The following is a 26,630-nucleotide window of genomic DNA, read 5'->3' on the forward strand; positions in this document are numbered from 1 at the left end:
ACATTAACGTCTATTTCTTTCTAAATAAGTTATAATGCTTTTGGCTATGTTTCTTCCTGTGGCACTTTCAATACCTTCTAAACCAGGGGTAGAATTCACTTCCAATAATAAAGGCCCTCTACTGGACTGTAACATATCTACACCACAGATGGGGAGTTTTAAAGCACGAGCGGCATTCATGGCGACACGTAATTCGGCTTCACTGAGTTTAACAACTTTAGCTGTACCACCACGATGAAGATTGGAACGAAACTCACCTTCTTTCCCTTGACGTTTCATAGCTCCAACTACATGGCCATCTACAACAAGAGCCCTTAAGTCAGCACCTTTTGCTTCAGCAATATATTCTTGTACCAATGCTCTGGCTTGTAAACCATTAAATGCTTCTAAAACCGATTTGGCTGCATTTTTAGTCTCTGCTAAAACAACACCCAAACCTTGCGTGCCTTCCAACAATTTAATGATTACTGGTGTGCCACCAACATGTGAAAGTACTTGCTCTATATCTCTCGAATAATTGGTGAAAACCGTTTTGGGCATACCAATACCTGCCTTTGAAAGCCTTTGGAAACTACGCAGTTTGTCTCGAGACCTAATTATAGCATCTGAAGTAACCGAAGTAAAAACGTTCATCATTTCAAACTGTCTTACCACTGCACAACCGAAGAACGTTACCGATGCACCAATACGGGGTATTATAGCATCAACATAGTCTAAATAACGATCTTTATAATAGATGGTAGGTTTTTCCTTTTCAATAATGATGTCGCATTTTAAGGGATCGATAACCTCGACTAAATGGCCTCTGTTTTCACCTTCTTCAACCAAACGCTCGGTAGAATAAAGATTAGGGTTTCTAGATAGAATGACTATGTTCATGCTAATGAGTTAAGTAAGACACGTTTTCCAAATCAACATCAACTAAAAATTTCCGTCTTAAAAATTGCCTGCCAATCAATACGGGAAACTTCATGTCGTCTCTTGTGCTTAAAGTTAAGTTAATCTTGTACGTTTTTCCAAAAAATATAGCTTCAGATTTCACTTTATAGCGATTTTCCTTATAACCATTGCTACTTTTTACATTGGTATGTGAAAATGTGTCAAAAATAATTTCGGTTTTACCAAAATTTTGATGAACCTCACTATTAAAAATACATCTTAATGTACGGTCTTCTTCTATGATTTCAGAACAATGAATAGCAGAAGTATAAGCTCCTGTATCTATTTTTACATCTATGTCGTATAATCCCAGTTTTGGGAAGTCAATTTTATCAACTCGCCCAATAATTTTTTTGCTCATTAGCGTATATGAAAAGTGGCGCAAGGTAGCAAATTAGTTAATTCAAAATACATTAGGTTTTAAATATTATTTACCTTTGAGATAATGGATAACCCTGCGTTAGAGATACAGTTAAAAACCCTACCAAACCAACCCGGCGTTTATCAATATTTTGATAAGGAAGGTGCCATCATTTATGTTGGAAAAGCTAAAAATTTAAAAAAGCGGGTAAGTTCTTATTTTACCAAAACCCATGATAACGGTAAAACTAGTGTGTTGGTAAAGAAAATAGCCTATATAAAGCATATTGTAGTCGAAACGGAAACCGATGCGCTGTTGCTGGAAAACAATTTGATAAAGAAACATAAACCACGCTATAATGTAATGCTTAAGGACGATAAGTCCTATCCGTGGATTTGTATAAAGAATGAACGCTTTCCCAGAGTGTTTTCTACAAGACGTATCTTTAAAGGAGGTGGTGAATATTTTGGCCCTTACACTAGTGTGAAAACGGTACAAACTCTTTTGGATTTAATAAAAGGCCTGTATAGCTTACGAACGTGTAATTATCAATTATCTGAAGAAAAAATTAAAGCTGGTAAATTTAAGGTTTGCTTGGAATATCACTTAGGGAATTGTAAAGGGGCTTGTGAAGGTTTGGAGACCGAATTGGAATACAACAAGAACATCAAGGCCATTAAGCAGATTTTAAAAGGAAATTTTAAGGATTCTTTACAGCAATTTAAAAATCAGATGCAAGATTATGCAGAGACTATGCTGTTTGAAGAAGCGCAAAAAATAAAGGAGAAGATAGAGGTCTTAGAGAATTACCAAGCCAAATCAACTATAGTAAACCCAAAAATTAATAATGTAGATGTATTTTCTATAGTTAGTGACGAAAGCTATGGCTACATTAACTTTTTACAGTTGTCCTACGGTTCCATAATTAGGTCGCACACCTTAGAGTTAAAAAAACGGTTGGATGAGACCGACGAAGCACTGTTAGAACTGGCCATTACCGAAATTCGGCAGCGATTCCATTCCAAATCCAAGGAAGTTTATGTGCCTTTTAAAGTCGACTTAGGGGAGGCTATTAAAATTACGGTCCCAAAGCTAGGAGACAAAAAACACATATTAGATTTATCGCTTCGCAATGCCAAATACTTTAGGATGGAACGGTTCAAACAAATGAAAATTGTTGACCCCGATAGACATGCCAATCGTATAATGGTACAAATGAAAGCCGATTTAAGACTTAGAGAAGAACCAAGACATATAGAATGTTTTGATAACAGTAATATACAAGGGACAAACCCCGTTGCTGCTTGTGTGGTGTTTAAAAATGGAAAACCCAGTAAAAAGGATTATCGTCATTTTAATATAAAAACCGTTGAAGGACCAGATGATTTTGCTTCTATGGAGGAAGTGGTATACAGACGTTACAAACGTTTGTTGGATGAAGAACAACCCTTACCGCAACTTATAATTATTGATGGAGGCAAGGGACAATTGTCATCTGCATTAAAAAGTTTGGATGCACTCAACTTAAGAGGAAAGATTGCTATTGTTGGGATTGCCAAACGTTTAGAAGAATTATTTTATCCGAATGATCCAATTCCCTTATATTTAGATAAAAAAAGCGAAACCCTGAAAATCATTCAACAGTTGCGTAACGAGGCCCACCGGTTTGGTATTGAACACCACCGTAACAAACGCAGTAAAAATGCCTTAAATACAGAGTTGGAAACCATAAATGGCATCGGTAAAAAAACAGTTGTAGAGCTATTAAAGCATTTTAAATCGGCAAAACGTGTTGCCAATGCCAAATTGGATGAACTAGAAGATGTGATTGGAAAATTCAAGGCTGAAAAGGTATATAATTATTATCATAGGAATTAAATTAATGATTTGTCATTTAGAATCGTTAAGTTTATCTTAAGGGTGTTGATGTACTAAGATGTAAACTGGAGATAGAAATCAAAAAGATTAATTTGAAACAAAAAACTATCATATTAACTTTTTCCCTTTTTGTTTTGCTTTCAGTAGAAGCACAAGAAAAGCAGCAGGAACAGCCTAAACCAAAAGTAGGTCTAGTACTTAGTGGTGGAGGGGCTAAAGGCCTTGCACATATTGGGGTCCTAAAGGTTATAGATAGTCTTGGTGTTAAGATAGATTATGTAGCAGGCACCAGTATGGGAGCCATTATAGGTGCTCTTTATGCATCAGGGTATTCGGGAAAGGAATTGGATTCTGTTTTTAGAAAAATAGATTTCGATAAAATAATAAACGACGAATTGCCACGTGCCTCTAAAGCGTTTTTCGAACGGGGAAATTCAGAAAAATATGCGCTTACCCTTCCTTTTGAGGATTTCAAGGTGAAATTACCTTCGGCCTTGTCCAGAGGGCAAAATGCATACAATGCCTTATCTAAATTGTTATTGCATGTGAGTGATATTGAATTGTTTGAAAATCTACCTATCCCGTTTTTCTGTATTGCGACAAACATAGAAACAGGAGAGCCCGTTTATTTAGATAGGGGTAATTTGGCTCAGGCCATAATGGCAAGTGGGGCATTGCCATCGTTGTTTCAACCAGTAGTTATAGATGATCAAGTACTAACAGATGGTGGTGTGGTGAACAATTATCCTGTTGATGAATTGCGCGCAAAAGAGGTAGATGTTATAATAGGAGTGGATGTGCAGGATGGGTTGTTAACGAGGGAAGAATTGGGTTCTGCACCAGAGGTATTGTTGCAGATAAATAATTTTAGGACCATAAAGGCCATGGCGTCAAAGTCCAAAAAAACGGATATTTATATTAAACCTAATATCAGGGATTTTTCTGTGGTATCTTTTGATGAAGGAGATGCTATACTAAAAAGAGGAGAAAATGCAGCATTGGAAAAAATAAAAGATTTTGAAGCTTTAACTAAGCGTATGGGGAGGTATCCAAAAATTAAAACAGAAAAATTCAAAAGCGATAGTATTCAAATTAACCAGGTTAATATTAAAGGAAATAACCGCTATACAAGAGCTTATATTTTGGGTAAGTTGAAATTGAAGGATAAGGAAAAAATCAGCTATAATGCTTTTCAAAAAGGGGTAGATAATTTGGTGGCCACTAATAATTTTGATTCGTTTTATTATGAATTGGAAAAAGATGAACTTCCTGATGAGTTTAATTTACGAGCTAATGTAAGTGAAACTAAAACAACCAACTTTTTGAAGTTAGGTTTACATTATGACAATTTATATAAAAGTGCAGCATTAGTAAATATTACTAAAAAGCGCTTTTTATTTAACAATGATGTAACCTCTCTAGATATTATTTTGGGAGATCATGTACGTTATAATTTTGAATATTTAATCGATAAGGGATTCTATTGGAGTATAGGGTTGCGGTCCAGATTCAATGCTTTTAATAAAAACATTAGCGCACAGTTATTGTTGGATGAAGGGGAAATTGCTGCAAATGGGATAAATAAAATAGATGTAGAATTGGAAGACCAAACCAATCAATTCTATTTGCAAACCTTGTTTAGAAAAGATTTTGCATTGAGTTTAGGAGTTGAACATAAACGTTTGGAAGTTAAATCGGAAACCATATCATCATCCAATCCTAATGATGAATTTATATTTGAAAATACCGATTATTTTAGTGTATTCGGGAATTTAAAATTAGATACCTATGATAACAGATACTTCCCTACAAGAGGGGTGTATTTTAATGGAGATGTGCACTTATACCTTTTTGCATCACATTTTAATGAAGGCTTTGACAATTTCTCTGTTGCTAAGGCGAATATGGGCTATGCATTTTCGGTTTTAGATAGAGTAGCTTTTAATCTAGATGTTAGTGGTGGGTTTAAGTTGGGTGATAAATCAACACAAACCTTAGATTTTGCTTTGGGGGGCTATGGTAACAACTTAATTAACAATTTTATTCCGTTTTTAGGTTATGATTTTATCTCACTCACAGGTAATAGCTATGTAAAGCTAATGGCTAAAGCAGATTATGAGGTAATTAAAAACCACCACATTACATTAGAAGGTAATTGGGCTAATATTGATGATGATATATTTGAAACAGGTGAGTGGTTTACCTTACCAGACTATAGAGGTTATGCATTAGGGTATGCCATAAATACGTTTATTGGGCCAATAGAAGCTAAATATTCCTATTCTCCTGAGCTGAAACAAAGTATTTGGTTCTTTAATGTGGGATTTTGGTTTTAATTGATTTAAAAATCGCGATATTTGTTCAATATGCAATCTTTTTGGAACGATTTATTGCTATTTCTACATTGCCTTATCAAGCGAAATCCTGAATAAGTTGGCATTATTGTCATTCCTGCGAAGGCAGGAATCACCTATAATTTTATTATCTTTAGTAGAATTTATTTACTTTTTATATCTAACTTAAAATAAAAAAAATGCCATTCTATCATAAATTAGGGGAGGTGCCTCATAAAAGACATATACAATTTAGAAAACCAGATGGAAGCTTATACTATGAGCAATTGTTTGGAACTATTGGTTTCGATGGTATGTACACCAATAGTTACCACGAGCAACGCCCTACACAGGTGAAAGCTATTAAAAAACAATATAGTGTAGCACCAAAAATAGCTAGAGCAAATAATATCCAATCGTATCGTTTAAAAGGGTTCGAAGTAAAACCAGAGAGCGATTTTCTAGAAAGCCGTAAAACTGTTTTGGTAAATAGTGATTGTGCCATTGTTTTGGCAGCGCCAAAACATTCCACTAAAGATTACTTTTACAAGAATACCGATGCCGATGAGTTGATTTTCATTCATAAAGGAACTGGTAAATTGCGTACTATGTTGGGTAACCTCGATTTTAAGTACGGCGATTATCTTTTAATTCCAAGAGGGATTATTTATAAAATAGATTTTGATACCGAGGACAATCGATTGTTTATTGTAGAGTCACATCGCCCGATATATACTCCAAAACGCTATCGCAATTGGTTTGGACAATTATTGGAACATTCGCCATTTTGTGAACGCGATATTCTTAGGCCACAAGAGTTGGAAACCTATAACGAGTTGGGGGACTTTTTAATAAAGGTCAAGAAGAAAGGTGAAATCATTGAAATGGTCTATGCTTCACATCCTTTTGATGTTATTGGATACGACGGTTATAATTTTCCTTATGCGTTTTCAATTCATGATTTTGAGCCTATAACGGGACGTATTCATCAACCACCACCAGTGCACCAAACCTTTGAAACCGATGCTTTTGTGGTGTGTAGCTTTGTGCCACGGTTGTACGATTACCATCCACAATCAATTCCTGCGCCATATAACCATAGCAATATAGATAGCGATGAGGTGTTATATTATGTAGATGGTGATTTTATGAGTAGAAATGACATTGAGGCGGGGCAGATATCGCTACATCCGGCAGGAATACCTCATGGGCCTCACCCTGGAGCAACCGAAAGGAGTATTGCCAAAGTTGAGACTCAAGAGTTAGCGGTTATGGTAGACACCTTCAAACCATTAATGGTTACGGAGGAAGCTATGAAAATAGCCGATGAAGATTATTATAAATCTTGGTTGGAATAAATTGTCATTCCCGAGAAGGTGGGAATTCATATTATCAAAGTTTTATTCAAAACGATAAGATTCCTGCATTTGCAGCAAAGACAGAGGATGAACAATTAATTTCATCAACAATAAACCATTTAGATTATGAGTAAAAACATAGAATCAGTAAACTACGGTTTAGAAAAAATATTTAAAGGAGCACAAGATTTTTTGCCACTTCTGGGAACAGATTATGTAGAGTTTTATGTGGGTAATGCCAAACAGGCAGCACATTTTTATAAAGCGGCATTCGGTTTTCAATCCTATGCCTACAAAGGACTGGAAACAGGGTCTAAAGAAACCGTAAGTTATGTGCTAAAACAGGACAAAATTAAATTAGTATTAACAACACCACTTAATAGCAAGTCACCTATTAATGACCATATTGTAAAGCATGGTGATGGTGTTAAAGTCGTTGCGCTTTGGGTAGAAGATGCCCGAAAGGCCTATCAAGAGACTACGGCTCGTGGAGCAAAATCGTATATGGAACCAATTGTGGAAAATGACGAACATGGTGAAGTAGTTAGAGCAGGTATATATACCTATGGGGAAACGGTTCATATGTTTGTAGAACGCAAGAATTATAACGGTTCATTTTTGCCGGGGTTTAAAGCATGGGAGAGTGATTACAACCCAACACAGGTAGGTTTAAAATATATAGACCATATGGTAGGTAATGTAGGTTGGGGACAAATGAATACTTGGGTTAAATGGTACGAAGAGGTAATGGGATTTGAAAACTTTTTGTCTTTTGATGACACGCAAATCCATACCGAGTATTCGGCACTTATGAGTAAAGTGATGAGTAATGGTAACGGACGCATAAAATTCCCAATTAATGAACCAGCAGAAGGCAAAAAGAAATCACAAATTGAAGAATATCTTGATTTTTATGAGGGTCCTGGTGTGCAACATATTGCTGTTGCAACAGACGATATTATAAGTACGGTAAGTCAATTAAGGGCTAGAGGTGTAGAGTTTCTATCAACCCCACCAGAGGAATATTATAAGGCAGTCCCTGGGCGTTTAGAAGAACACAGTCATGAGTTAAGGGAAAATATAGAAACCCTTAAAAGCCTGGGAATTATGATTGATGCTGATGAAGAAGGCTATTTACTTCAAATATTTACAAAACCTGTCGAAGACAGGCCTACATTATTTTTCGAAATCATACAGCGAATGGGGGCAAAAGGCTTTGGGGCAGGAAACTTTAAGGCGTTATTTGAATCAATAGAAAGGGAACAGGCAAAAAGAGGAACTTTGTAGAGTTATGCATTAAACAAAATGCTATCGAATTTTATTTTTTGATGGCGTTTTTTGTTTTAATACTTTTGGAACAGTAATTGTAATTTATGTATTGAAAATGCAATTATAATGTGAGCTATGAACAAAAGACGACATATAGTATTTCTTTTATTGCTAACTCAAGTAGCTGTTGCGCAATCCGATTTGTTAAAAACCCAAACCAATGAATCGGCTTTTGGCGTTGGAGAATGGTTTAAGTTTAGAATGAGTTATAGTGGATTTTTAAAAGCAGGAAATGCAACATTAACAGTAAAAGAATCGAAATATAATAACAAGGACACCTATCATGTTGTTGGCAAAGGGTGGACTACCGGTATGATCAAATGGTTTTTCAAGGTAAAGGATCGTTATGAGAGTTATTTTTATAAAGATTCAATCAAGCCATATCGGTTTATAAGAAATATAGATGAAGGAGGTCATACCAAGGATATTGAAATCGATTTCGACCAAGAGAACTATAAAGCTTATGTTAATGACAAAAAGCATAATAAAAAAGCAATTTTCGATACCAAACCCAATATTCAGGATATGGTATCTACGTTTTATTACCTTAGAAATAATTTAGATACCAAAAAATTAAAAGTAGGAGATGAAGTAAGGGTAGATATGTTTTTTGATGAAGAAAACTATGGTTTTAAATTAAAATACCTAGGTGAAGATATTATTGATACAGACTTTGGTACTATTGAAGCATTAAAATTCAGGCCTTATGTAATGGCGGGACGTGTTTTTAAAGAGGAGGAAAGTTTAACACTATGGGTGTCAAAAGACAAAAATAAAGTACCTTTACGTATTAAAGCCGATTTGGCCGTAGGTTCTTTAAGAGCAGACTTAGAAGCCTTTAAGGGATTAAAGCATCCGTTTAAAATTGTTGTAAATAATTGAGGCATTTTGAACAAAAAAGTAATTCACCAACTTAAAGAGAAATTTAATAGTATAGGACAGGATGTAGAGACACATATTGAAGGCTTATTACATAGTAAGCCCATTACGTATTGGGATTACATACAAACCGATGTCCTACTAAATCTACAAGTAACCCGTACATCGCTTCCAGATGAGAAGGTGTTCATTATGTACCACCAAGTTACAGAACTCTTATTTAAAATGATACTTAGCGAAATGGAGCAAGTTGCTAAACACCCATCACTAACAGCAGATATTTTTGCCGATAAGATTATGCGTGTGAGTAGGTATTTTGATGTACTTACATCTTCTTTTAGTATTATGAAGGATGGGATGGATGTCGCACAGTATAATAAATTTAGAACAACATTGACTCCTGCTAGTGGTTTTCAAAGCGCACAATATAGAAAAATTGAATTTGCTTCTACCGAACTCATCAATCTTATTGATAAGCGTTTTAGGGAAACAATAGACCGAAATTCATCTTACGAAAACGCCTTTGAACATTTGTACTGGCAAGCTGCAGGCAAAGATTATGAAACGGGTAAAAAGAGCTACACTTTAACAGTTTTTGAAGACCGTTATAAAGATGAATTTATTAGATTTACGCAATTTTATAATAAAAATAACCTTTGGACTAAATTTAAAGGTTTACCCGATAGGGTAAAGACCGATAAAGCATTAATTAAGGCTATGCGCCACTACGATTATACAGTAAACATTAAATGGGTTATGGCGCATTATAATACAGCAAACCATTATTTAAATATAGGAGGCAAAACGGCTGAGGCCACAGGTGGAAGTGAGTGGGTGAAATACATGCACCCAAAATATCAAAAACGAATATTCTTTCCAGAATTATGGACAAAAAAAGAACTAGAAGATTGGGGAACAAATATTTAATTATAACAGTATTATTAGCTATAACTTTTTATAGCTGTATAAATGACCAAAACAAAACAGAACACGAATTAAAAGAAAAAATTGCTAAGGTCGAAGAACCTAAAGAAGTTTTTGAATTTGGGTTTAAACTTAACGATTATATTGTCAAAAGAGACACCGTAAAAGCAGGGGAAAGCTTTGGAAAGGTTTTAGAACAAAATAAAATAGGTTATCCTAAGATATTTTACATTGCAGAGGAAACTAAAAAAACGTATGATATTGCTAGATATTTTCAAAAAGGGAAACCATATACATTATTATGTGCAAAAGACTCTTTAGAATCTCCAGAGGCGTTTATTTATCAGCCAACTAAAGAGGAGTATATAGTTATTAATTTTAAGGACTCCATACATGCTTATAAAAGCAAAAAGCCTATAAAATATGTTGAAAAATCCATTACAGGGATAGTTACAAGCAGTATTTCAGAAACGATTGATAAATTAGGGGTAAGTCCGGTACTAACCAATAAAATGGCCGATGAAATTTATGCATGGACCATAGACTTTAACCGTTTACAAAAAGGTGATCGTTTTAAGGTTATTTATACCGATAAATATATAGACGATACCATTTATACTGGAGTACACGATGTTAAAGCAGCCTATTTTGAGCATAACAACGAACCCTTTTATGCCTTTCGTTTTCAGACAGATTCTGTAAAAGGGATAGTCGATTATTTTAGTGAAGAAGCCAAGAATTTAAGAAGGGCTTTTCTTAAATCTCCTATACAGTTTGGTAGAATATCATCCCGATATAATTTAAAACGCCGTATTGCTTACTATGGATACAAAGTGCGTCCTCACAAAGGTACCGATTTTGCCGCACCTGTTGGAACACCAATTCGTGCAACGGCAAATGGAACAGTCACTGAGTCTACCCGAAAGGGAGGCAATGGCAAGTATGTAAAAATAAGACATAATGCTACTTATGAAACCCAATACCTACACATGAGTAGGCGTAATGTTAAAGTGGGCCAGTTTGTGAAGCAAGGAGACGTAATTGGTTATGTAGGTATGACAGGAAATACAGGAGGGCCGCATGTGTGTTATCGTTTTTGGAAAAATGGGAGGCAAGTCGATCCGTTTAGGGAAAAATTACCAGAAGCGAAACCTATTTCGGATAGTTTAAAAGTTAAGTACCTAGACTTCATAAAACCTATAAAATACCAATTGGATAATATCTTTTTTGAACCGGACATTACAGACGATATTGAATTGGAAACCCCTGTAATTAAACAAGCAGAATCATAATATGGCATTACCAAGTATAAATCCTACGACAACAAAAGCGTGGAAAGAAATTGAGGCACACTTTAATAAAGTGTCTAATATGCATATGAAAGATTTATTTGCTCAGGATGATAAGAGAGCTGATAAGTTTACTATAAAATGGGAAGACTTTTATGTTGATTACTCTAAAAATAGAATAACCGACGATACCATAGCTTTACTTTTAGAATTGGCAGAAGAAGTTAAACTAAAAGAAGCTATAGAAAGTCAGTTTTCTGGAGAAAAAATTAATCAAACCGAAGGGCGTGCAGTCCTACATACAGCTTTAAGAGCACCAAAATCAGATATTTTTTATGTAGATGGCGTTAATGTTGTTCCTGAGGTACATGAGGTTAAGGAAAAAATTAAGGGATTCACAAATCAGGTTGTTAATGGCCAATTAAAAGGTTATACAGGTAAAGCGTTTACCGATGTGGTGAATATAGGGATTGGCGGTTCAGATTTGGGGCCAGCAATGGTTGTAGAAGCGTTACAGTATTACAAAAACCACTTAACAACTCACTTTGTAAGTAATGTAGATGGTGATCATGTAAACGAGGTTGTAAAAAAGTTGGACCCAGAAACGACTTTGTTTGTTGTGGTTTCTAAAACCTTTACTACTCAAGAGACTTTATCGAATGCGACTACCATTAAAGAATGGTTTTTAAAATCAGCTAAAGAGGAAGATATTGCTAAACATTTTGTGGCTGTATCTACAAATTTAGATGCCGTAAAAGGTTTTGGCATTGATGAAAACAACGTTTTCCCTATGTGGGATTGGGTTGGAGGTCGTTTTTCACTATGGAGTGCCGTAGGGTTGAGCATTAGCTTGGCAGTGGGCTATGACCATTTTGACAGCCTACTTAGTGGCGCCAATAAAATGGATAATCACTTTAAAAATAAAGATTTTAAAAATAACATACCTGTAGTTTTAGCATTAATAAGTATTTGGTATAACAACTTTTTTAAAGCCGAAAGTGAAGCTATTATTCCATATTCCCAATATTTAAACCAGTTTGCCACCTATTTGCAACAAGGTATAATGGAAAGTAACGGCAAAAGTGTTGATAGAAATGGTAATCCCATAGATTATCAAACGGGGACTATTATTTGGGGTGAGCCAGGAACCAATTCACAGCATGCCTTTTTTCAATTGATACATCAAGGAACTAAGTTAATACCAGCCGATTTCATTGGTTTTGTATCTTCTTTGCATGGAAATAAAGATCATCAAGATAAATTGATTTCCAACTTTTTAGCACAAACCGAAGCGTTGTTAAACGGAAAAACCGAAACACAGGTTGTTGAAGAAGGAACCACGCAAAATATTGTTCCCTTTAAGATATTTAATGGCAATAAACCTACCAATACTATTTTTATAGATAAGCTAACACCAGAGAGTTTAGGTAAGCTAATTGCGATGTACGAACATAAAATTTTTGTTCAAGGTATAATTTGGAACATATTTAGTTATGACCAATTCGGTGTGGAATTAGGGAAACAATTGGCAACAAGAATTTTAAAGGAATTTAGCGGAACAATTGTTGATAAGCACGATGTCTCTACTCAAAATTTATTAAATTATTATAAGGGAAAATCTTAATAAAGTAAGATTATATCAGAGGAATTCAATTAAAACTGTTAATATGCAAATATTAACAGTTTTTTATTTATTAACAATTGTTAAATTTTTTAACATTTAGGTAATAATAATCAGTCTTTTATGGTTATTTTTGCCATGACTAATTCAAATAATTAATTATGAAAAAAACTACTCATTTATTGATGTTAGCTGTGGCATTATTATGCTCTTCAGTTATCATTGCGCAAAGTACCATTACAGGTACAGTTCTTGATGCCGATCTCAATTCACCTTTACCAGGTGCCAATGTTATTGAAAAAAGTACCACAAACGGTACATCTACAGATTTTGATGGAAAGTTCTCATTAACCAGCCAAGCTACTTCTGGACAAATTGTTATTTCTTATGTGGGTTATGGTTCTGTAACTTTATCGTTTAATGGAAATACTAATTTAGGAAGTATCAAATTAACTTCTGATAATTCTTTAGATGAAATAGTAATCATAGGATCTGGAGTAATAGATTTAGCAGAAGACAGGGAAACACCTATAGCAGTTTCTACCATTAGAGCGAATCAAATTCAGGAAAAAGCTGGTAATTCCGATTTACCTGAGGTTTTAAAGTCGACACCTTCTGTTCAGTCTGTTCAAGCAGGTGGATTTGGTGATGGTCAAATGTTTTTAAGAGGTTTTGATCAAACCAATACAGCTTTCTTATTAAATGGACAACCAATAAATGGTATGGAAGATGGTAAAATGTACTGGTCAAATTGGTCAGGTGTTTTGGACGTAGCAAATGCCGTTCAAATACAACGTGGATTAGGAGCCTCAAAATTAGCCATTTCATCAGTTGGAGGAACAGTGAATATTGTAACAAAAACTATTGATAGAAGAAAGGGTGGATTTGTTCAGCAAATGGTGGCAAACGACAACTATACGAAAACAACTGCATACTATTCAACTGGAGTTAATACAAAGGGATGGTCTTTTGCGGCTTTACTCGGACACTGGCAAGGAGATGGTTATGTGGACTTTACGGATGGACAAGGGCAAACATATTTCTTTTCGGTTGGTTATAAGCCAAATGATAATAATACGTTTAATTTTTTGTTAACTGGAGCACCTCAATGGCATGCAGCAGCAGGAAGTGGTTCTATTAAGTCCTTTTTAGATAACGGGCGAAAGTATAATTCTTGGAATTTCTCGGGTGTTGAAAGCCCTAATTTATTGAATGGTGGTAAATATCCAGGAGGGCGAAATATATATCATAAACCAGTGGCAAACATTAGTTGGGATTTAGATATTAATGACAACTCTTCACTTTCAACAGTTTTATATGGTTCTATGGGTAGAGGTAGTTTTGCTCAAGCAAGAACATCAGGCAGTCAAGTTACTTATGCTAGGGGGTCTAATAATAATCATAACTGGTATGGGTTGGTTTCAAATTATAACAATCAGCTAAATGAGAATCTAAACTTTAATATTGGAGCAGATTTTCGATTTTATAATGGTATTCACTTTAGAGATGTTAGAGAGTTTATAAGTGTTAATTCTGTTAATGCATTTAGCGATTATAATGGTGGTAATTATCAGTTAACTGAAGCAGGGGGAATCAATCCTTGGACTGTTTTCTTTAAGCCCAATACAGATCATGGAGAACGCTTTGGGTATGATTATGAGGAACAAATTAATTATGCAGGTATTTTTGGTCAATTAGAATATTCCAACGATCAATTCTCCGCTTTTTTTCAGGGAGCAGTGTCAACACAATCTCATTTAAGAACAGAATTTTTAAATGCTACAAATGAGGGGCAATCTGAAGAATCTAAAAAAGTTAATAACCCAGGGTTCAATGTTAAAGCTGGTGCAGCCTATGCTTTAAATGATTTTAATAAAGTTTTTGTTAATGCAGGGTACTATTCGCGCCAACCTTTTCATAGTTTATTGTTTCAAAGTGACAGAAATAGTAACTTGTTATTAGATCCAGAAGTTGACAACGAAAAAATAACTGGATTGGAAGCTGGTTATCAATTAGGAGGAGACAATGTTAAAGCAAATTTTAATATTTATCATACAACATGGGATAATAGAACACTTGTAAGTAATAATGGGGAAGTTGGAGACGATTTTATTAGTTATCAAACTAGAGGGGTAAAACAAGTGCATATGGGTGTTGAGTTGGAACTAATGACTAAACCAACTGATAATATGGATTTGAATGGATTTGTTTCTATAGGAGATTGGGAATTTGACGGTAATGGTGATATAAGTGCATTTGATAATAATGGAACAGATATTTCTTCAACCGAGCTAACGACAACTGTTGCACCTTTAGACGGAGAAAAAGTAGGAGGTGCGTCTCAATTTACAGCAGGTATATCTGGAAGATATGAGTTCATTCCAAGATTAAGCTTAGATGCTAATTGGAATATGTATAAAAATCTATACTCTAATATTGGAGCTGGATCTAATGCTTTAAAATTACCCTCATATAATACGATTGATACAGGTTTATCATATAAAGTTTTATTGGGTGAAAATGATAGCAAATCTCTACAGTTTAGAGTGAATATTTATAACATTACAGATGAACTTTATTTAGAATCAGTGTCAGGAAATGAACCGGCTTCTTCAAATCCTTCTGAAAACTGGAAAGGTATAAATACTTCAAATACAGGTAGATTTGGTTATGGAAGAACCTGGAACGTAAGTATGCGTTACAATTTCTAAAACATACTTTTCTATAGAAAAATTAAACCGCTTCAAAAGAAGCGGTTTTTTTATATCTAATATGCTTACATTTGTAAACAATAAAAAACATAATCATGTACGAAACCATACTAATACTTCATTCTTATTGGGCTTATTTAGTGCTGTTAATTTTAATACTAGCTTCAGGAAATGCATTGTTTAAATCTATTTCTGGAAAGGAATATAGTGCCAAGGATTTTAGGATATCGTTATTCACTTTAATAGTATCGCATATTCAATTGTTAATAGGGTTGGTGCTATACTTTATATCTCCTAGATTTGATTTGTGGAGTGAATTAGGAGGAAGTGTTATGGGAAATGCATTAGCAAGGTTGTATTTAGTAGAGCATCCATTGGTAAATATTATTGCCGTGACATTGATAACCATTGGGTATTCAAAACATAAAAAAAAGCTTACTTCAGCATCAAAATTAAAAGTATTAGCTGTTTTTTATTGTATTGCCTTAGTATTGATTTTATCAAGAATTCCATGGAGTACTTGGATGGCTTAATTTTTAGATTATCTTTTTAATTTTATTTTCTTTCCTTGGAGGGAATCTCTTTTAGAGTAGAGGAGACTTCTTTTATTACATAAACATAAACAGGGAAGTGGTCACTATACCCATCGGTAAAACCTCCATTTGCAAAACTTCTATAAGGATAACCTTTGTAAGGACCTTTTCTAGTTATTAAATAATTTTTATTAAAAATTCCTGCTTTATAAAAACGAAATGACGAATAGTCTTTTTCCAATAATGGTTTTGTAATGAGTATTTGATCAAATAAACTCCAAGCGTCCCTATATGCCGTAGTACCCAAACCCTTTTTAAAGTAGCTTTCAAATGGATTGTAAATCCCTTTAAGACCTACTTGGTTTCTATCTTTTTTGGCTTTTAATATAGCTTTTACACTAGCGTTGGTTGGATCGTCATTTAAGTCACCCATAGTAAATATTTTAGCATAAGGGTTAATGGATTGTAGAGAATCTATTAAATGTTTGTTGAGTTTTGCAGCGGCCACACGTTTAGGTCTACTTCTAGCTTCACCACCTCTCCTTGATGGCCAGTGGTTTACAATAACGTGAATAAGTTCACCATCAAGCATACCGCTAACCAATAATTGATCACGGGTATAAATACGCTCTTTAGTATTATCATCAAAAATTTTCAGTTCATGATTGCTTGTACTATTAGGTATGAAAATTTGTTTTTGGTAAAGTAAAGCTACATCTATACCTCGGGCATCTGGAGAATCGAAATGTACTATTCCATAATCCTTTTTTAAAAGTAAAGGATGATTTACCAAAGCTTCCAAAACCTCTCTGTTTTCTACTTCTGAAACTCCAAGAATAGCAGGTGAATTATGGACTACATCTGCTCCAATATCAGCAATGACCTTGGCCATATTGTTTATTTTCTTTTTGAATATTTCAGACTTATTTACCTTTAATTCCATTATTGGACTTGCTTCATCAAACTTTTTAGGATCATTTATAGTGTCGAATAAGTTTTCTAGATTGTAGAAGGCAATGGTATGTATTTTATAGGTTTTCTCTTGAGTATGCATCTTGAAAAAGAAACAAAATACTAGCCAAAATAAATAGAGCTTAAATTTAGTCATTAATAAAATATTAAATCAAGGTTATTTTAAATACAAATTTCGAATCAAAAGTATAATATTCTTATAAAAAACGTAAATTTATACACCTTAAAATCAAAATTAAGGGAGTGACTAATTTATTAACTAAACATGAAGAAAAAAACACTTATTTATTTATTAGTGGTTTTTTCAATTTTCACATCATTTGCACAGCAGACTCTCATTAAAGGGAGTGTAAAGGAAGCAATTTCTTTCAAGCCAATGGCAAATGTTTTTGTTACCATTGAAGAAACCACCCAAACTACACAAACTAATACGCTTGGTGAATTTCAATTTACAACGAATATTCCTTTAGGAGAGCAAGTTTTGAAAATTTCCAAAGCGGGTTATATTACTAAAAGGTACCCTATTGTGGTTAATGAAAATCAAACTATAGATATTACCGATATGACGATGGAGGTAGATGCTTCATCAAGCGATTTATTTACCATTACACTTTCTGATGATGAACTTAATGATGATACCAGTGGCGCAGATAATATTTCTGGATTATTGGCTTCATCTTTAGATGTATTCCAGAGAACAGCAGCGTTTGAGTGGAGTTCATCCTTTTTTAGGGCCAGAGGTCTGGATTCCGAAAACGGGAAGGTTTTAATTAATGGAATTGAAATGAATAAGTTGTATAACGGAAGACCACAATGGAGTAACTGGGGAGGAATAAACGATGTATTGCGTAACCAAGAATTAACTTGGGGTCTAACACCTTCAGCATATTATTTTGGAGGTATTTTGGGAACAACAAATATTAACGTAAGGGCTTCCCAAGCAAGACCTGGGGGTAGAATAACGTATTCGTCTTCAAACAGAAGTTATACAAATCGCTTAATGGCTACTTATGCTTCTGGATTGTTAAAAAACAATTGGGCATTTACAGTGTCATTGGGCAGACGGTGGGGTAACGAGGGCTATCAAGATGCCTCCCTATATGATGCCAATTCAGTTTTTGTCTCAATTGAAAAGAAAATTAATGATAAACATAGCCTTAACTTTGTTTCAATTTATGCGCCAAACAGACGCGGGAAATCATCACCAAACACACAAGAAGTTTACGATTTAAAGGGTATAAAATATAATGAGTATTGGGGGTGGTTAGATGGTGAAAAACGTAATTCACGTATAAAGGAAGTTGAAGAACCTATTTTAATGTTGAACCATTACTGGGACATGTCGAGTAAAACATCATTGAATACAAATATTGGCTATCAGTTTGGAAAACTTGCCAATAGTCGATTAGATTATTCAGGAGGGGCAAATCCAAGTCCAACATATTATCAAAACCTACCAAGTTATGCCTTAGCAGACCCAGATGGACCAGATTTTGCAACCGCTTATCAATTGGAACAAGAATTTATAGCCAACGGACAGATAGATTGGGAACGTATTCTTGATGCCAACATTACCAATAATATTAGTGGTACATCGGCAGCCTATGTACTTTACGAAGATCGTAGTGACGATAAGCAGTTTACCTTAAATTCTATTTTGAATTCCGAACTTAATGACCATATTTTGTTGAATGTGTCAATTGATTATAAAAAGTTGAAGTCTGAAAATTTTGGAGAAATTATAAGTACACTAGGATCAATAGTTGGAGTGTCAAATGTAGATTCTTTTGATAACTATCAATATGATAATCAAAATCCGAATAAGTTTGTTAATGAAGGGGGAAAATATAGATACAATTACAATCTATATGGCGATGTAATTTCCGGATTTGCTCAGGGGCAATTTAAATACAATAAAGTAGATTTTTATCTTTCAGCAAGTGTGACCAGTACCCAATATCAACGGGAAGGTCTTTGGGAGCACAGTCGCTTTTTAGGGGATTTATCGTTTGGTAAAGGAGAAAAATTATCCTTTACAGGTATTGGTGCTAAAGCTGGATTAACCTATAAAATAACAGGTAAACATTTGTTTGATATTAATGCGGGTTACATTACTAAGGCACCTACATTACGAAATACATTTTCTAATTCAAGAGAAAACCATAACATAGTAAGACATATTGAAGAAGAAAAAATAACAGTATTTGATGCAAGTTATATTTACAGGTCGCCTATTGTTAAAGCAAAGTTAACAGGTTATTATACCAAAACAGAGGATGCTAATGAGGTGAGTTTCTATTTTGCTGATGGTTTAAGTGGTAGTGAGGATATTGAAAATAATGATACTTCTGCTTTTGTACAAGAGGTGTTACAGGGGATTAATAAAAAACACTTTGGTGTAGAACTAGGCCTTGAAGCACAAGTAACACCTACTATAAAGTTAAAGGGTGTAGCTTCAATGGGGCAATTTACTTATGATAACAATCCGGATATATACTTAACTTCTTCAAGTTTTACTTCTGAGGATGGATCAATTTCTTACGGAAAGGCTAACTTAAAAGATTATAAACTAGCTGCTGGTCCTCAACAGGCCTTCTCAGCCGGCTTCGAATATAGAGATCCAGACTATTGGTGGTTTGGTGCTACAGCAAATTTTTTAACGAACACTTATATAGATGTTAACCCGTTAACAAGAACTGAAAATTTATATTTAGATTCAGATGGGTTGCCTTTTAACGATTATGATGTAGATATAGCTAGGGCTCTTTTAAAACAAGAAAAGTTTGATGATTATATGGTGGTAAACCTAATTGGTGGGAAGTCTTGGAAAATTAATGACAAATACATTGGCTTTTTTGCTAGTGTCAATAACCTTTTGGACAAACAATATAAAACAGGGGGTTTCGAACAGGGACGTAATGCTAATTATCGTGAATTACGTGATGATAACGCTAGCCCAAAACGTGTTTTTGGACCAAAATATTGGTATGGGCGTGGCACGACCTTTTTTGTAAACCTAAATTTTAGATTTTAAAAAAATGACTATGAAAAATATAATATTCAGCATTATGAAAACCAATAGAATTTTAACCTCATTATTAATTGTACTAGCAATGTTAATATCTTGTGTTCAAGATGATGACTATACCATACCAGAGAGTTTGGGAAGTGAAGAGAATGCAGGGTTACAAGTGATTATGGATGGATTGAGCAGTGGTGTAATGTCCGAAGTAAGCATAACCGAATTGTTGACCTTATATACTGGGCAACCAACTGAAATTGTATCGAACATAGTAGTAAAAGGCTATGTAACATCTTCCGATAGAACAGGGAATTTTTATAAAGAATTTTACATGCAAGATACCCCTGAAAATCCAACAGCAGCTATTGGAATAGTTTTAAATCAAGTAGACTCTTATAACCAATTTAATATTGGTAGGGAGGTTTATGTTAACCTTAAAGGTCTGTATTTGGGTGAGAATTCATCAGAAGTTCTTGTTATTGGAGGTACTATTGATGGTAATGAGGTAGACCAGTTAACAGGGAAACAAATACCAAAACATATTTTCAGATCTCAAACTACTAAGGAAATTGTTCCATTAGTGGTTGAACCTTCATTGGTTAATGATTCCCACTTTGGAATGTTTGTAACTTTTGAAAATGTACAGTTTCCATTAAGCCTAGTTGGAAAAGCTTTTTTAGATCCTAATGATGATTTCGATACACAGCGTACACTTGTGAGTTGTGCAGATGGTACCGAATTCCCTGTTGAAACCAGTTCTTTCGCAAGTTTTACTCAAGAACCTTTACCAGTAGATGCCAGAGGCTCTATTTCTGGAGTTATTACTCAAAGTTTTGGTGGTGATGAGCGTGTTATGGTGTTAAATACTACTGATGACATAAACTTTATTGATGATCGTTGTGACCCTGTTTTTGAAGAAAGCTTCAATTCTGCAGTAGATAACACTGTCTTAAATTTAGACGGTTGGATCAATTTTGCCGAAGCAGGTAGTGTTTTATGGACAGAGCAGGTGTTTAGAGGTAATGGTTATGCAGAATTGAATCCGTTTAGTTCGGGAGATGTATCTGTAATATCATGGTTAATCACTCCAGGGATAGATATGAATGCCCAAGAAGGGGAAATATTAACCTTCCAAACCGAACACGCCTACCCAGATTTTGGTCATGATCCTTTGGAGGTACTTATATCAACTGATTTTGATGGCACCGAAGAGGGTATTGCTAATGCCACTTGGTCGCCATTGGATTTTGACGTAAGTTATAAAGTAGATTACGGGACATGGTATAATTTCACTAGTTCTGGTGAGATAGATTTATCTTCGTATACGGGAACAGCTTATATTGCGTTTAAATACTCGGGGAGCGATACAGGTAACCAAAACATGACTTTACATGTTGAAAATGTAACGGTGACTGTGCCTTAATTCCTGAAATAAAATTAATTGATTAAGCCTGCAGCATTATGTAGGCTTTTTTATTTTTTAAAAACAGCATAAACCGGAAAATGATCACTATAACCGCCTTTATATTTTTTACCTACATATGTTCTAAAGGGAGAACCTTTATAAGGGCCATTAAAGAGTTTTAAAAAATCTACATCAAAAATGTTGGCTTTATAAAGCTCTAAGGAATGGTTAGAACTTTTTAAAAAGTTGACGCTCAATAAAATTTGATCGAACAAATTCCATTTTCTATTATGGTAAGTTGAACCCCGACTATATGAACGAATGCTTGCCATAGGGTTATGCAATTCGAAACCGTCTAGTAGCTGTTTGATGCTTTTGTTATGGGGTTCATCGTTAAAGTCACCAATAACCACAATTTTTGGATCTTCATATTGTAGTCTTAAACGCAATATGATTTCGCCTACTTTATTGGAGGAAGCCAAACGTTTAAATTCGGTTTCTTTTTCACCTTCTCGTCTGGAAGCCCAATGGTTTATGATTATATGAATTACTTCTTCATCCAATAAGCCAGTAACCAATAAAATATCTCGTGTATAATCAGGTAAACCTATTCCATTGGTTAAATCAATTGAAAAAGTTTCAGAATTAATAACCTTAAAAGCGTTGGGGTTATATATTAAAGCAACATCAATCCCACGTTCGTCGGGGGAATCATAATGTACATAACTATAACTGTAATCTTGTAAATGTTGTGAAGTGATTAAGTCTTCAATAACCTTAGCGTTTTCAACTTCGGCCAACCCTACTAGAGCAGGGTGTTTTCCAGTTTCTGATTTACCAATATTCGAAATAGCAAAGCCTAGTTTTCTAAGCTTATTGTCATAACGTTTAGGGGTCCACTTTTTAGCCGATATTGGCAAAAAATCATTGTCATTAGTATGCTTGTCATCTGTTAAATCGAATAGATTTTCAAGGTTATAAAAGGCAATGGTCTGCATATCGTGTCGTATCTCATCGTATGTGAAGTTATCCGTCATAAATCAAAATTGACCTTAAAAATATAAAAATTAAAATGCACACAATTACGTAACTTTGTGCATTATTTTTTTATATGATTGAGAAGAAGGATATTGATTTAGAAAAAGCGGTTTTAATAGGTATTATTACCAAAGACCAGAATGAAGATAAATCTAAGGAATACTTAGATGAATTGGAGTTTTTAACATATACGGCAGGTGGGGAAGCGATAAAACGATTTACCCAAAAAATGGAACGACCAGACCCTAGGACTTTTATAGGTTCTGGAAAACTGGAAGATGTACGCCAATTTATTCAAGATAATGAAGTTGGTACTGCTATTTTTGATGATGAACTTTCAGCAGCACAGGAACGAAATATCAGTAAGATACTTAACGTAAAAGTATTGGATAGGACCAATTTAATCCTCGATATTTTTGCCCAACGAGCCCAAACCAGTTATGCCCGTACCCAAGTAGAATTAGCACAATGCGAATATTTACTTCCCCGCTTAAGAGGGATGTGGACACACTTGGAGCGCCAAAAAGGAGGAATTGGTATGCGTGGGCCTGGAGAAACTGAAATTGAAACAGATAGACGTATTGTGCGTGATAAGATAGCATTATTAAAAGAGCGTATAAAAACCATAGATAAACAAATGGCCGTTCAAAGGGGTAACCGGGGAAAAATGGTTCGTGTTGCTTTGGTAGGCTACACTAATGTAGGTAAATCTACCCTAATGAACGTTATCAGTAAAAGTGAGGTTTTTGCAGAAAATAAACTTTTTGCGACGCTCGATACAACAGTAAGGAAAGTAGTGATACAAAACTTGCCCTTTTTGTTGAGTGACACCGTTGGGTTTATCCGTAAATTACCAACACAATTGGTAGAAAGTTTTAAAAGTACTTTAGATGAGGTTAGAGAAGCTGATTTGTTATTGCATGTAGTTGACATTTCTCACCCTAATTTTGAAGAACATATAGAGTCCGTAAATAAAATTTTAGGTGAAATAGATAGTAGTGATAAACCCACTATCATGGTATTTAATAAAATTGATGCTTACGAGGCAGAACCCTTTGATGAAACCGATTTGGAAACCGAAAAAACCGAACAGCATTATACTTTAGATGAATGGAAAAGTACCTGGATGGCCAAAGTGGGAAACAATGCATTGTTTATTTCTGCGTTAAATAAAAAAAATTTAGACGATTTTAAAAAACGAGTATACGATGAGGTTAGGGAAATTCATATTACCCGTTTCCCATACAATCATTTTTTGTATCCAGATTATGATGATACTTTGCCGTCTTAATTAAAGGAGACAAACTGCCTCTAAAATGTAACAGATTAAGGTATTGTTAAAACAAAAATGGTTGAGGAGGTCGTTGTTGGCTGTCGTTTCGATTGTTGGCCTTTTTAGTCATTCATTTAAGTGTATTTTTAGGGCTTTTAGCAAACTATCAATTAAAGACGTTCTAATAAACCTTTTGACAATGTATGGGATGATTTAACTGTGAGCCTGAAAAAAGGAATGGTTTTTTTAAAAGGTTGTTTGGTGATCGTAATAAGAGAAAAATTTTAGAACAGAATAGAGTTATTGATATTTGCTAAAATTAAAAGGCGTGCTTTAAATTTTTAAAGCACGCCTTTTTTAGTCAGTTTAAAATTAGTTAGAATTTATAACTTAAACCAATTGTATAGTAAGATTGTAATTTGTTATCAATGTTGTCAAATGAGGGCTCTGTTTGTACAGGTATAGCCAACTGGTCATATTGTCCTAAAGCATAATTAAGCGCTTCTTGCTTGTTGCTTCTCAAACCAAAATCAAAGCCAACACCTATCATTTTCCAAAGGGTATAACTAAATGAGTTGGTCCAAGTCCAGTTCGAATAGTCTGAACTTTTATAGCTTTGGAATACCGAAAGATTGGTTTTAAAATTAATAGCACCTATTTTTCTAGTATAGTCTGCTATAATTTTAGATCCCATTGAAGATTCAAAAACAGTGTCTCCGCTGCTAAACACGAAATTATAGTTTAATGGATGTATTACAACAATAAGATTGGTAACAGGTGTCCATGTGCCACCAATACCAACATCTAAATAACCAGGATCGTTAAAATTGTCGAGTAAAGTGGTTCTGTATTCTAACAATCCAGATACAGCAAACGATTTACTTAGGTTTCTACCGTATAATGATGATAGGTTAAAGACATCGGTAGTCGGCTTAAAGCTACTGTCATCTGTATCAATGTCTTTATTGTCTAATTTTACCCAATTCAAATTGGTAGTTAATGTATTCCTCCAAAAAAACTTTTTCTCAATCAGATTAGCAAAACCATTAAACGTAATACCAAAATTACCCGAAGCATTGTTTGGTGTACCTTGAGCATACCAATTTTTAAAATTGGATAGGCTCCCACCAATAGTTCCAAAAGCACCAACACGCCATCCTGGTAATGCATCAATCTCTGCTTGAATGGCATTGGCTTCCTTTTGGGCAGCATTGGCCTCAGCTTGTTTTTCGGCTTTTCTGGCCTGTAATTCTTCCTTGGTTTGAGCATTTATTACAATAACTCCAAAAAGTAGAAAGCCTATAAGTATAATTCTCTTCATGTGAATAGTTATTTCTTTTTATATAGTGGTACAGATGAGCAAGCCTCACCATACATAATCGATTTTGCTATTGGTTTGAGTTTATTTATTGCCATGATATAGGCATTTTCAGGTACTGGTTTATTGGAGCACCCTTTTATGATAACAGGTTTGTTCTTAAACTCTGAAAGGTCAAGCTTGTTCAATACATCCTGAAAAATTACTGTTTCCAAAGTTTCGAGGTTTCCAATAGCAACCTGTTTTGTATAAGGATATAAATGAATGCTTAGAAGCATATAAGCCCAACCTGGAATAATAGCCTCTGTGCTACAGGTTAGTGCAACATAAGTGTCTTTGTATTTCGACCAATCGTGTTCTAGGGCTAATTTTCTAAACTCTTTTTCACGCAGCACAAAACCTTCGAGTAACCAATCTTTAATATCAAACAATATGCGCTGCCCTTGTGGATAATAATCCTCAAGATCAAAGGTCATTAATTTACTGTTCGCAACGCGGTTTATAATTTCATTTTTCACAAATGTGCATATATTAAGTTGTTTGTTATTGGGTCTCTATTAAAAACAGCTAATAGTTACTGCATACTGGGGAACAGAATTACAGCATTCCCAATTCCAACTTCGCTTCTTCGCTCATGAGTTCTTGTGTCCAAGGGGGATCGAAAGTAATTTCTACTTCAGCACTTTTTACTTCGTTTATGGATTTTACTTTTTCCTCAACTTCCAAAGGTAGTGTTTCGGCCACTGGGCAGTTGGGTGTGGTAAGGGTCATTAAAATTTTTACGTCATAATCTTCATTGACAAAAACATCATAAATTAACCCTAATTCATAAATATCTACAGGAATTTCTGGATCGTAAATTGTTTTTAAAACGTTTACTATTTTCTCACCTAGTGCGTTGGTATCTATTGTTGTGTCTCTCATTTTCTATAGGTTTATTTATTCATGCGTTTAAATGTTTTAAGCGATTAAACGAAAAAATTACACATTAATTAAGTTGTGTTTGGTATGCTATGGCATACATTTTAAGTTGCTTAACCATGCTTACCAATCCGTTGGCCCGGGTTGGTGACAAGTGTTCCTTTAATCCAATTTTATCAATAAAATTAGTATCGGCATTTATAATATCCTTAGGGTGCTGATTAGAAAACACACGTATTAAAATAGCAATGATGCCTTTGGTGATAATGGCATCACTGTCGGCGGTAAATTCTATTTTATCGTCTTTCATTTCTGCATGAACCCAAACCTTACTTTGACACCCTTTTATTAAATTACTGTCGGTTTTGTATTGGTCGTCAATTAAGGGCAGTTCTTTGCCCAGGTCTATCATATACTGGTAACGTTCTTCCCAATCGTCAAACATTGAGAATTCGTCTATTATTTCATTTTGAATGGCTTCAATGGTCACAATCATAAATTTTTATGCAAAAATACAACAACAAAA

Annotated in this window: 21 protein-coding genes; 13 read left to right on the top strand and 8 right to left on the bottom strand. The window is 34.6% G+C overall.

Features of this window, described 5'->3' with window-relative positions:
* Positions 1–3: 3 nt before the first annotated feature.
* Both rimK and MR053_RS04095 read right to left on the bottom strand, forming a co-directional pair.
* On the bottom strand, positions 4–879 hold the full coding sequence (gene rimK, locus MR053_RS04090; protein ID WP_242131177.1) for a 30S ribosomal protein S6--L-glutamate ligase: 876 nt from the start codon (positions 877–879) through the stop codon (positions 4–6).
* 1 nt (position 880) lies between these two features.
* Complete coding sequence (locus tag MR053_RS04095; protein WP_242131178.1) at positions 881–1,300, bottom strand: ATP-dependent zinc protease family protein; 420 nt, start codon at positions 1,298–1,300, stop codon at positions 881–883.
* A gap of 84 nt (positions 1,301–1,384) precedes the next feature.
* On the opposite strand from MR053_RS04095, the gene uvrC reads away from it, so the two are divergent.
* The 10 genes from uvrC (at position 1,385) to MR053_RS04145 (ending at position 16,155) form a co-directional block, all read left to right on the top strand.
* On the top strand, positions 1,385–3,178 hold the full coding sequence (gene uvrC, locus MR053_RS04100; protein ID WP_242131179.1) for an excinuclease ABC subunit UvrC: 1,794 nt from the start codon (positions 1,385–1,387) through the stop codon (positions 3,176–3,178).
* Positions 3,179–3,270: 92 nt separating this feature from the next.
* On the top strand, positions 3,271–5,514 hold the full coding sequence (locus MR053_RS04105) for a patatin-like phospholipase family protein (RefSeq protein ID WP_242131180.1): 2,244 nt from the start codon (positions 3,271–3,273) through the stop codon (positions 5,512–5,514).
* Positions 5,515–5,711: 197 nt separating this feature from the next.
* Positions 5,712–6,869 (top strand): homogentisate 1,2-dioxygenase, encoded by a 1,158-nt coding sequence (locus MR053_RS04110; protein ID WP_242131181.1) that lies wholly within the window; start codon positions 5,712–5,714, stop codon positions 6,867–6,869.
* Between the two features lie 126 nt (positions 6,870–6,995).
* The gene (hppD, locus tag MR053_RS04115; protein WP_242131182.1) at positions 6,996–8,156 is read left to right on the top strand and encodes a 4-hydroxyphenylpyruvate dioxygenase; all 1,161 of its coding nucleotides are present in this window, start codon (positions 6,996–6,998) and stop codon (positions 8,154–8,156) included.
* 117 nt (positions 8,157–8,273) lie between these two features.
* Positions 8,274–9,080: a DUF3108 domain-containing protein gene (locus tag MR053_RS04120; RefSeq protein ID WP_242131183.1), complete on the top strand. Its 807-nt coding sequence runs from the start codon at positions 8,274–8,276 to the stop codon at positions 9,078–9,080.
* Positions 9,081–9,083: 3 nt separating this feature from the next.
* A complete protein-coding gene (locus MR053_RS04125; RefSeq protein WP_394800321.1) occupies positions 9,084–10,004 on the top strand; it encodes a tryptophan 2,3-dioxygenase family protein in 921 nt (306 codons plus the stop codon).
* A complete protein-coding gene (locus tag MR053_RS04130) occupies positions 9,962–11,293 on the top strand; it encodes a peptidoglycan DD-metalloendopeptidase family protein (protein ID WP_242131185.1) in 1,332 nt (443 codons plus the stop codon). The genes MR053_RS04125 and MR053_RS04130 overlap by 43 nt, the downstream gene beginning before the upstream one ends.
* Before the next feature lies 1 nt (position 11,294).
* Positions 11,295–12,914 (top strand): glucose-6-phosphate isomerase, encoded by a 1,620-nt coding sequence (pgi, locus tag MR053_RS04135; protein WP_242131186.1) that lies wholly within the window; start codon positions 11,295–11,297, stop codon positions 12,912–12,914.
* 158 nt (positions 12,915–13,072) lie between these two features.
* Positions 13,073–15,622 (top strand): TonB-dependent receptor, encoded by a 2,550-nt coding sequence (locus MR053_RS04140; protein WP_242131187.1) that lies wholly within the window; start codon positions 13,073–13,075, stop codon positions 15,620–15,622.
* Positions 15,623–15,717: 95 nt separating this feature from the next.
* Positions 15,718–16,155, top strand: a complete 438-nt coding sequence (locus MR053_RS04145; RefSeq protein WP_242131188.1) for a hypothetical protein — start codon at positions 15,718–15,720, stop codon at positions 16,153–16,155.
* 22 nt (positions 16,156–16,177) lie between these two features.
* Here MR053_RS04145 and MR053_RS04150 read toward each other — a convergent pair whose 3' ends face one another.
* The gene (locus tag MR053_RS04150; RefSeq protein WP_242131189.1) at positions 16,178–17,209 is read right to left on the bottom strand and encodes an endonuclease/exonuclease/phosphatase family protein; all 1,032 of its coding nucleotides are present in this window, start codon (positions 17,207–17,209) and stop codon (positions 16,178–16,180) included.
* 183 nt (positions 17,210–17,392) lie between these two features.
* On the opposite strand from MR053_RS04150, the gene MR053_RS04155 reads away from it, so the two are divergent.
* Together MR053_RS04155 and MR053_RS04160 are read left to right on the top strand one after the other, a co-directional pair.
* Positions 17,393–20,161 (top strand): carboxypeptidase regulatory-like domain-containing protein, encoded by a 2,769-nt coding sequence (locus MR053_RS04155; RefSeq protein WP_242131190.1) that lies wholly within the window; start codon positions 17,393–17,395, stop codon positions 20,159–20,161.
* 10 nt (positions 20,162–20,171) lie between these two features.
* Complete coding sequence (locus tag MR053_RS04160) at positions 20,172–21,572, top strand: DUF5689 domain-containing protein (protein ID WP_242131191.1); 1,401 nt, start codon at positions 20,172–20,174, stop codon at positions 21,570–21,572.
* Positions 21,573–21,622: 50 nt separating this feature from the next.
* On the opposite strand, the gene MR053_RS04165 is transcribed toward MR053_RS04160, so the two are convergent.
* The gene (locus tag MR053_RS04165) at positions 21,623–22,591 is read right to left on the bottom strand and encodes an endonuclease/exonuclease/phosphatase family protein (RefSeq protein WP_242131192.1); all 969 of its coding nucleotides are present in this window, start codon (positions 22,589–22,591) and stop codon (positions 21,623–21,625) included.
* A 74-nt stretch (positions 22,592–22,665) separates the two neighbouring features.
* Here MR053_RS04165 and hflX point away from each other — a divergent pair, with 74 nt between their 5' ends.
* Positions 22,666–23,883: a GTPase HflX gene (gene hflX, locus MR053_RS04170; RefSeq protein WP_242131193.1), complete on the top strand. Its 1,218-nt coding sequence runs from the start codon at positions 22,666–22,668 to the stop codon at positions 23,881–23,883.
* A 358-nt stretch (positions 23,884–24,241) separates the two neighbouring features.
* Here the strand turns inward: hflX and MR053_RS04175 are convergent, their stop codons facing one another.
* The 4 genes from MR053_RS04175 to MR053_RS04190 all read right to left on the bottom strand — a co-directional run bounded on the left by MR053_RS04175 (position 24,242) and on the right by MR053_RS04190 (position 26,594).
* Positions 24,242–25,186, bottom strand: a complete 945-nt coding sequence (locus MR053_RS04175; RefSeq protein WP_242131194.1) for a DUF3078 domain-containing protein — start codon at positions 25,184–25,186, stop codon at positions 24,242–24,244.
* A gap of 8 nt (positions 25,187–25,194) precedes the next feature.
* Complete coding sequence (locus MR053_RS04180; protein ID WP_242131195.1) at positions 25,195–25,701, bottom strand: DUF2480 family protein; 507 nt, start codon at positions 25,699–25,701, stop codon at positions 25,195–25,197.
* A gap of 79 nt (positions 25,702–25,780) precedes the next feature.
* Entirely contained in the window at positions 25,781–26,107 is a 327-nt protein-coding gene (locus tag MR053_RS04185; RefSeq protein WP_242131196.1) for an SUF system Fe-S cluster assembly protein, read from the bottom strand.
* A 64-nt stretch (positions 26,108–26,171) separates the two neighbouring features.
* A complete protein-coding gene (locus tag MR053_RS04190; protein WP_242131784.1) occupies positions 26,172–26,594 on the bottom strand; it encodes a SufE family protein in 423 nt (140 codons plus the stop codon).
* Positions 26,595–26,630 lie beyond the last annotated feature (36 nt).

The organism is Aestuariivivens marinum (genome assembly GCF_022662175.1).
Classification (GTDB): domain Bacteria; phylum Bacteroidota; class Bacteroidia; order Flavobacteriales; family Flavobacteriaceae; genus Aestuariivivens; species Aestuariivivens marinum.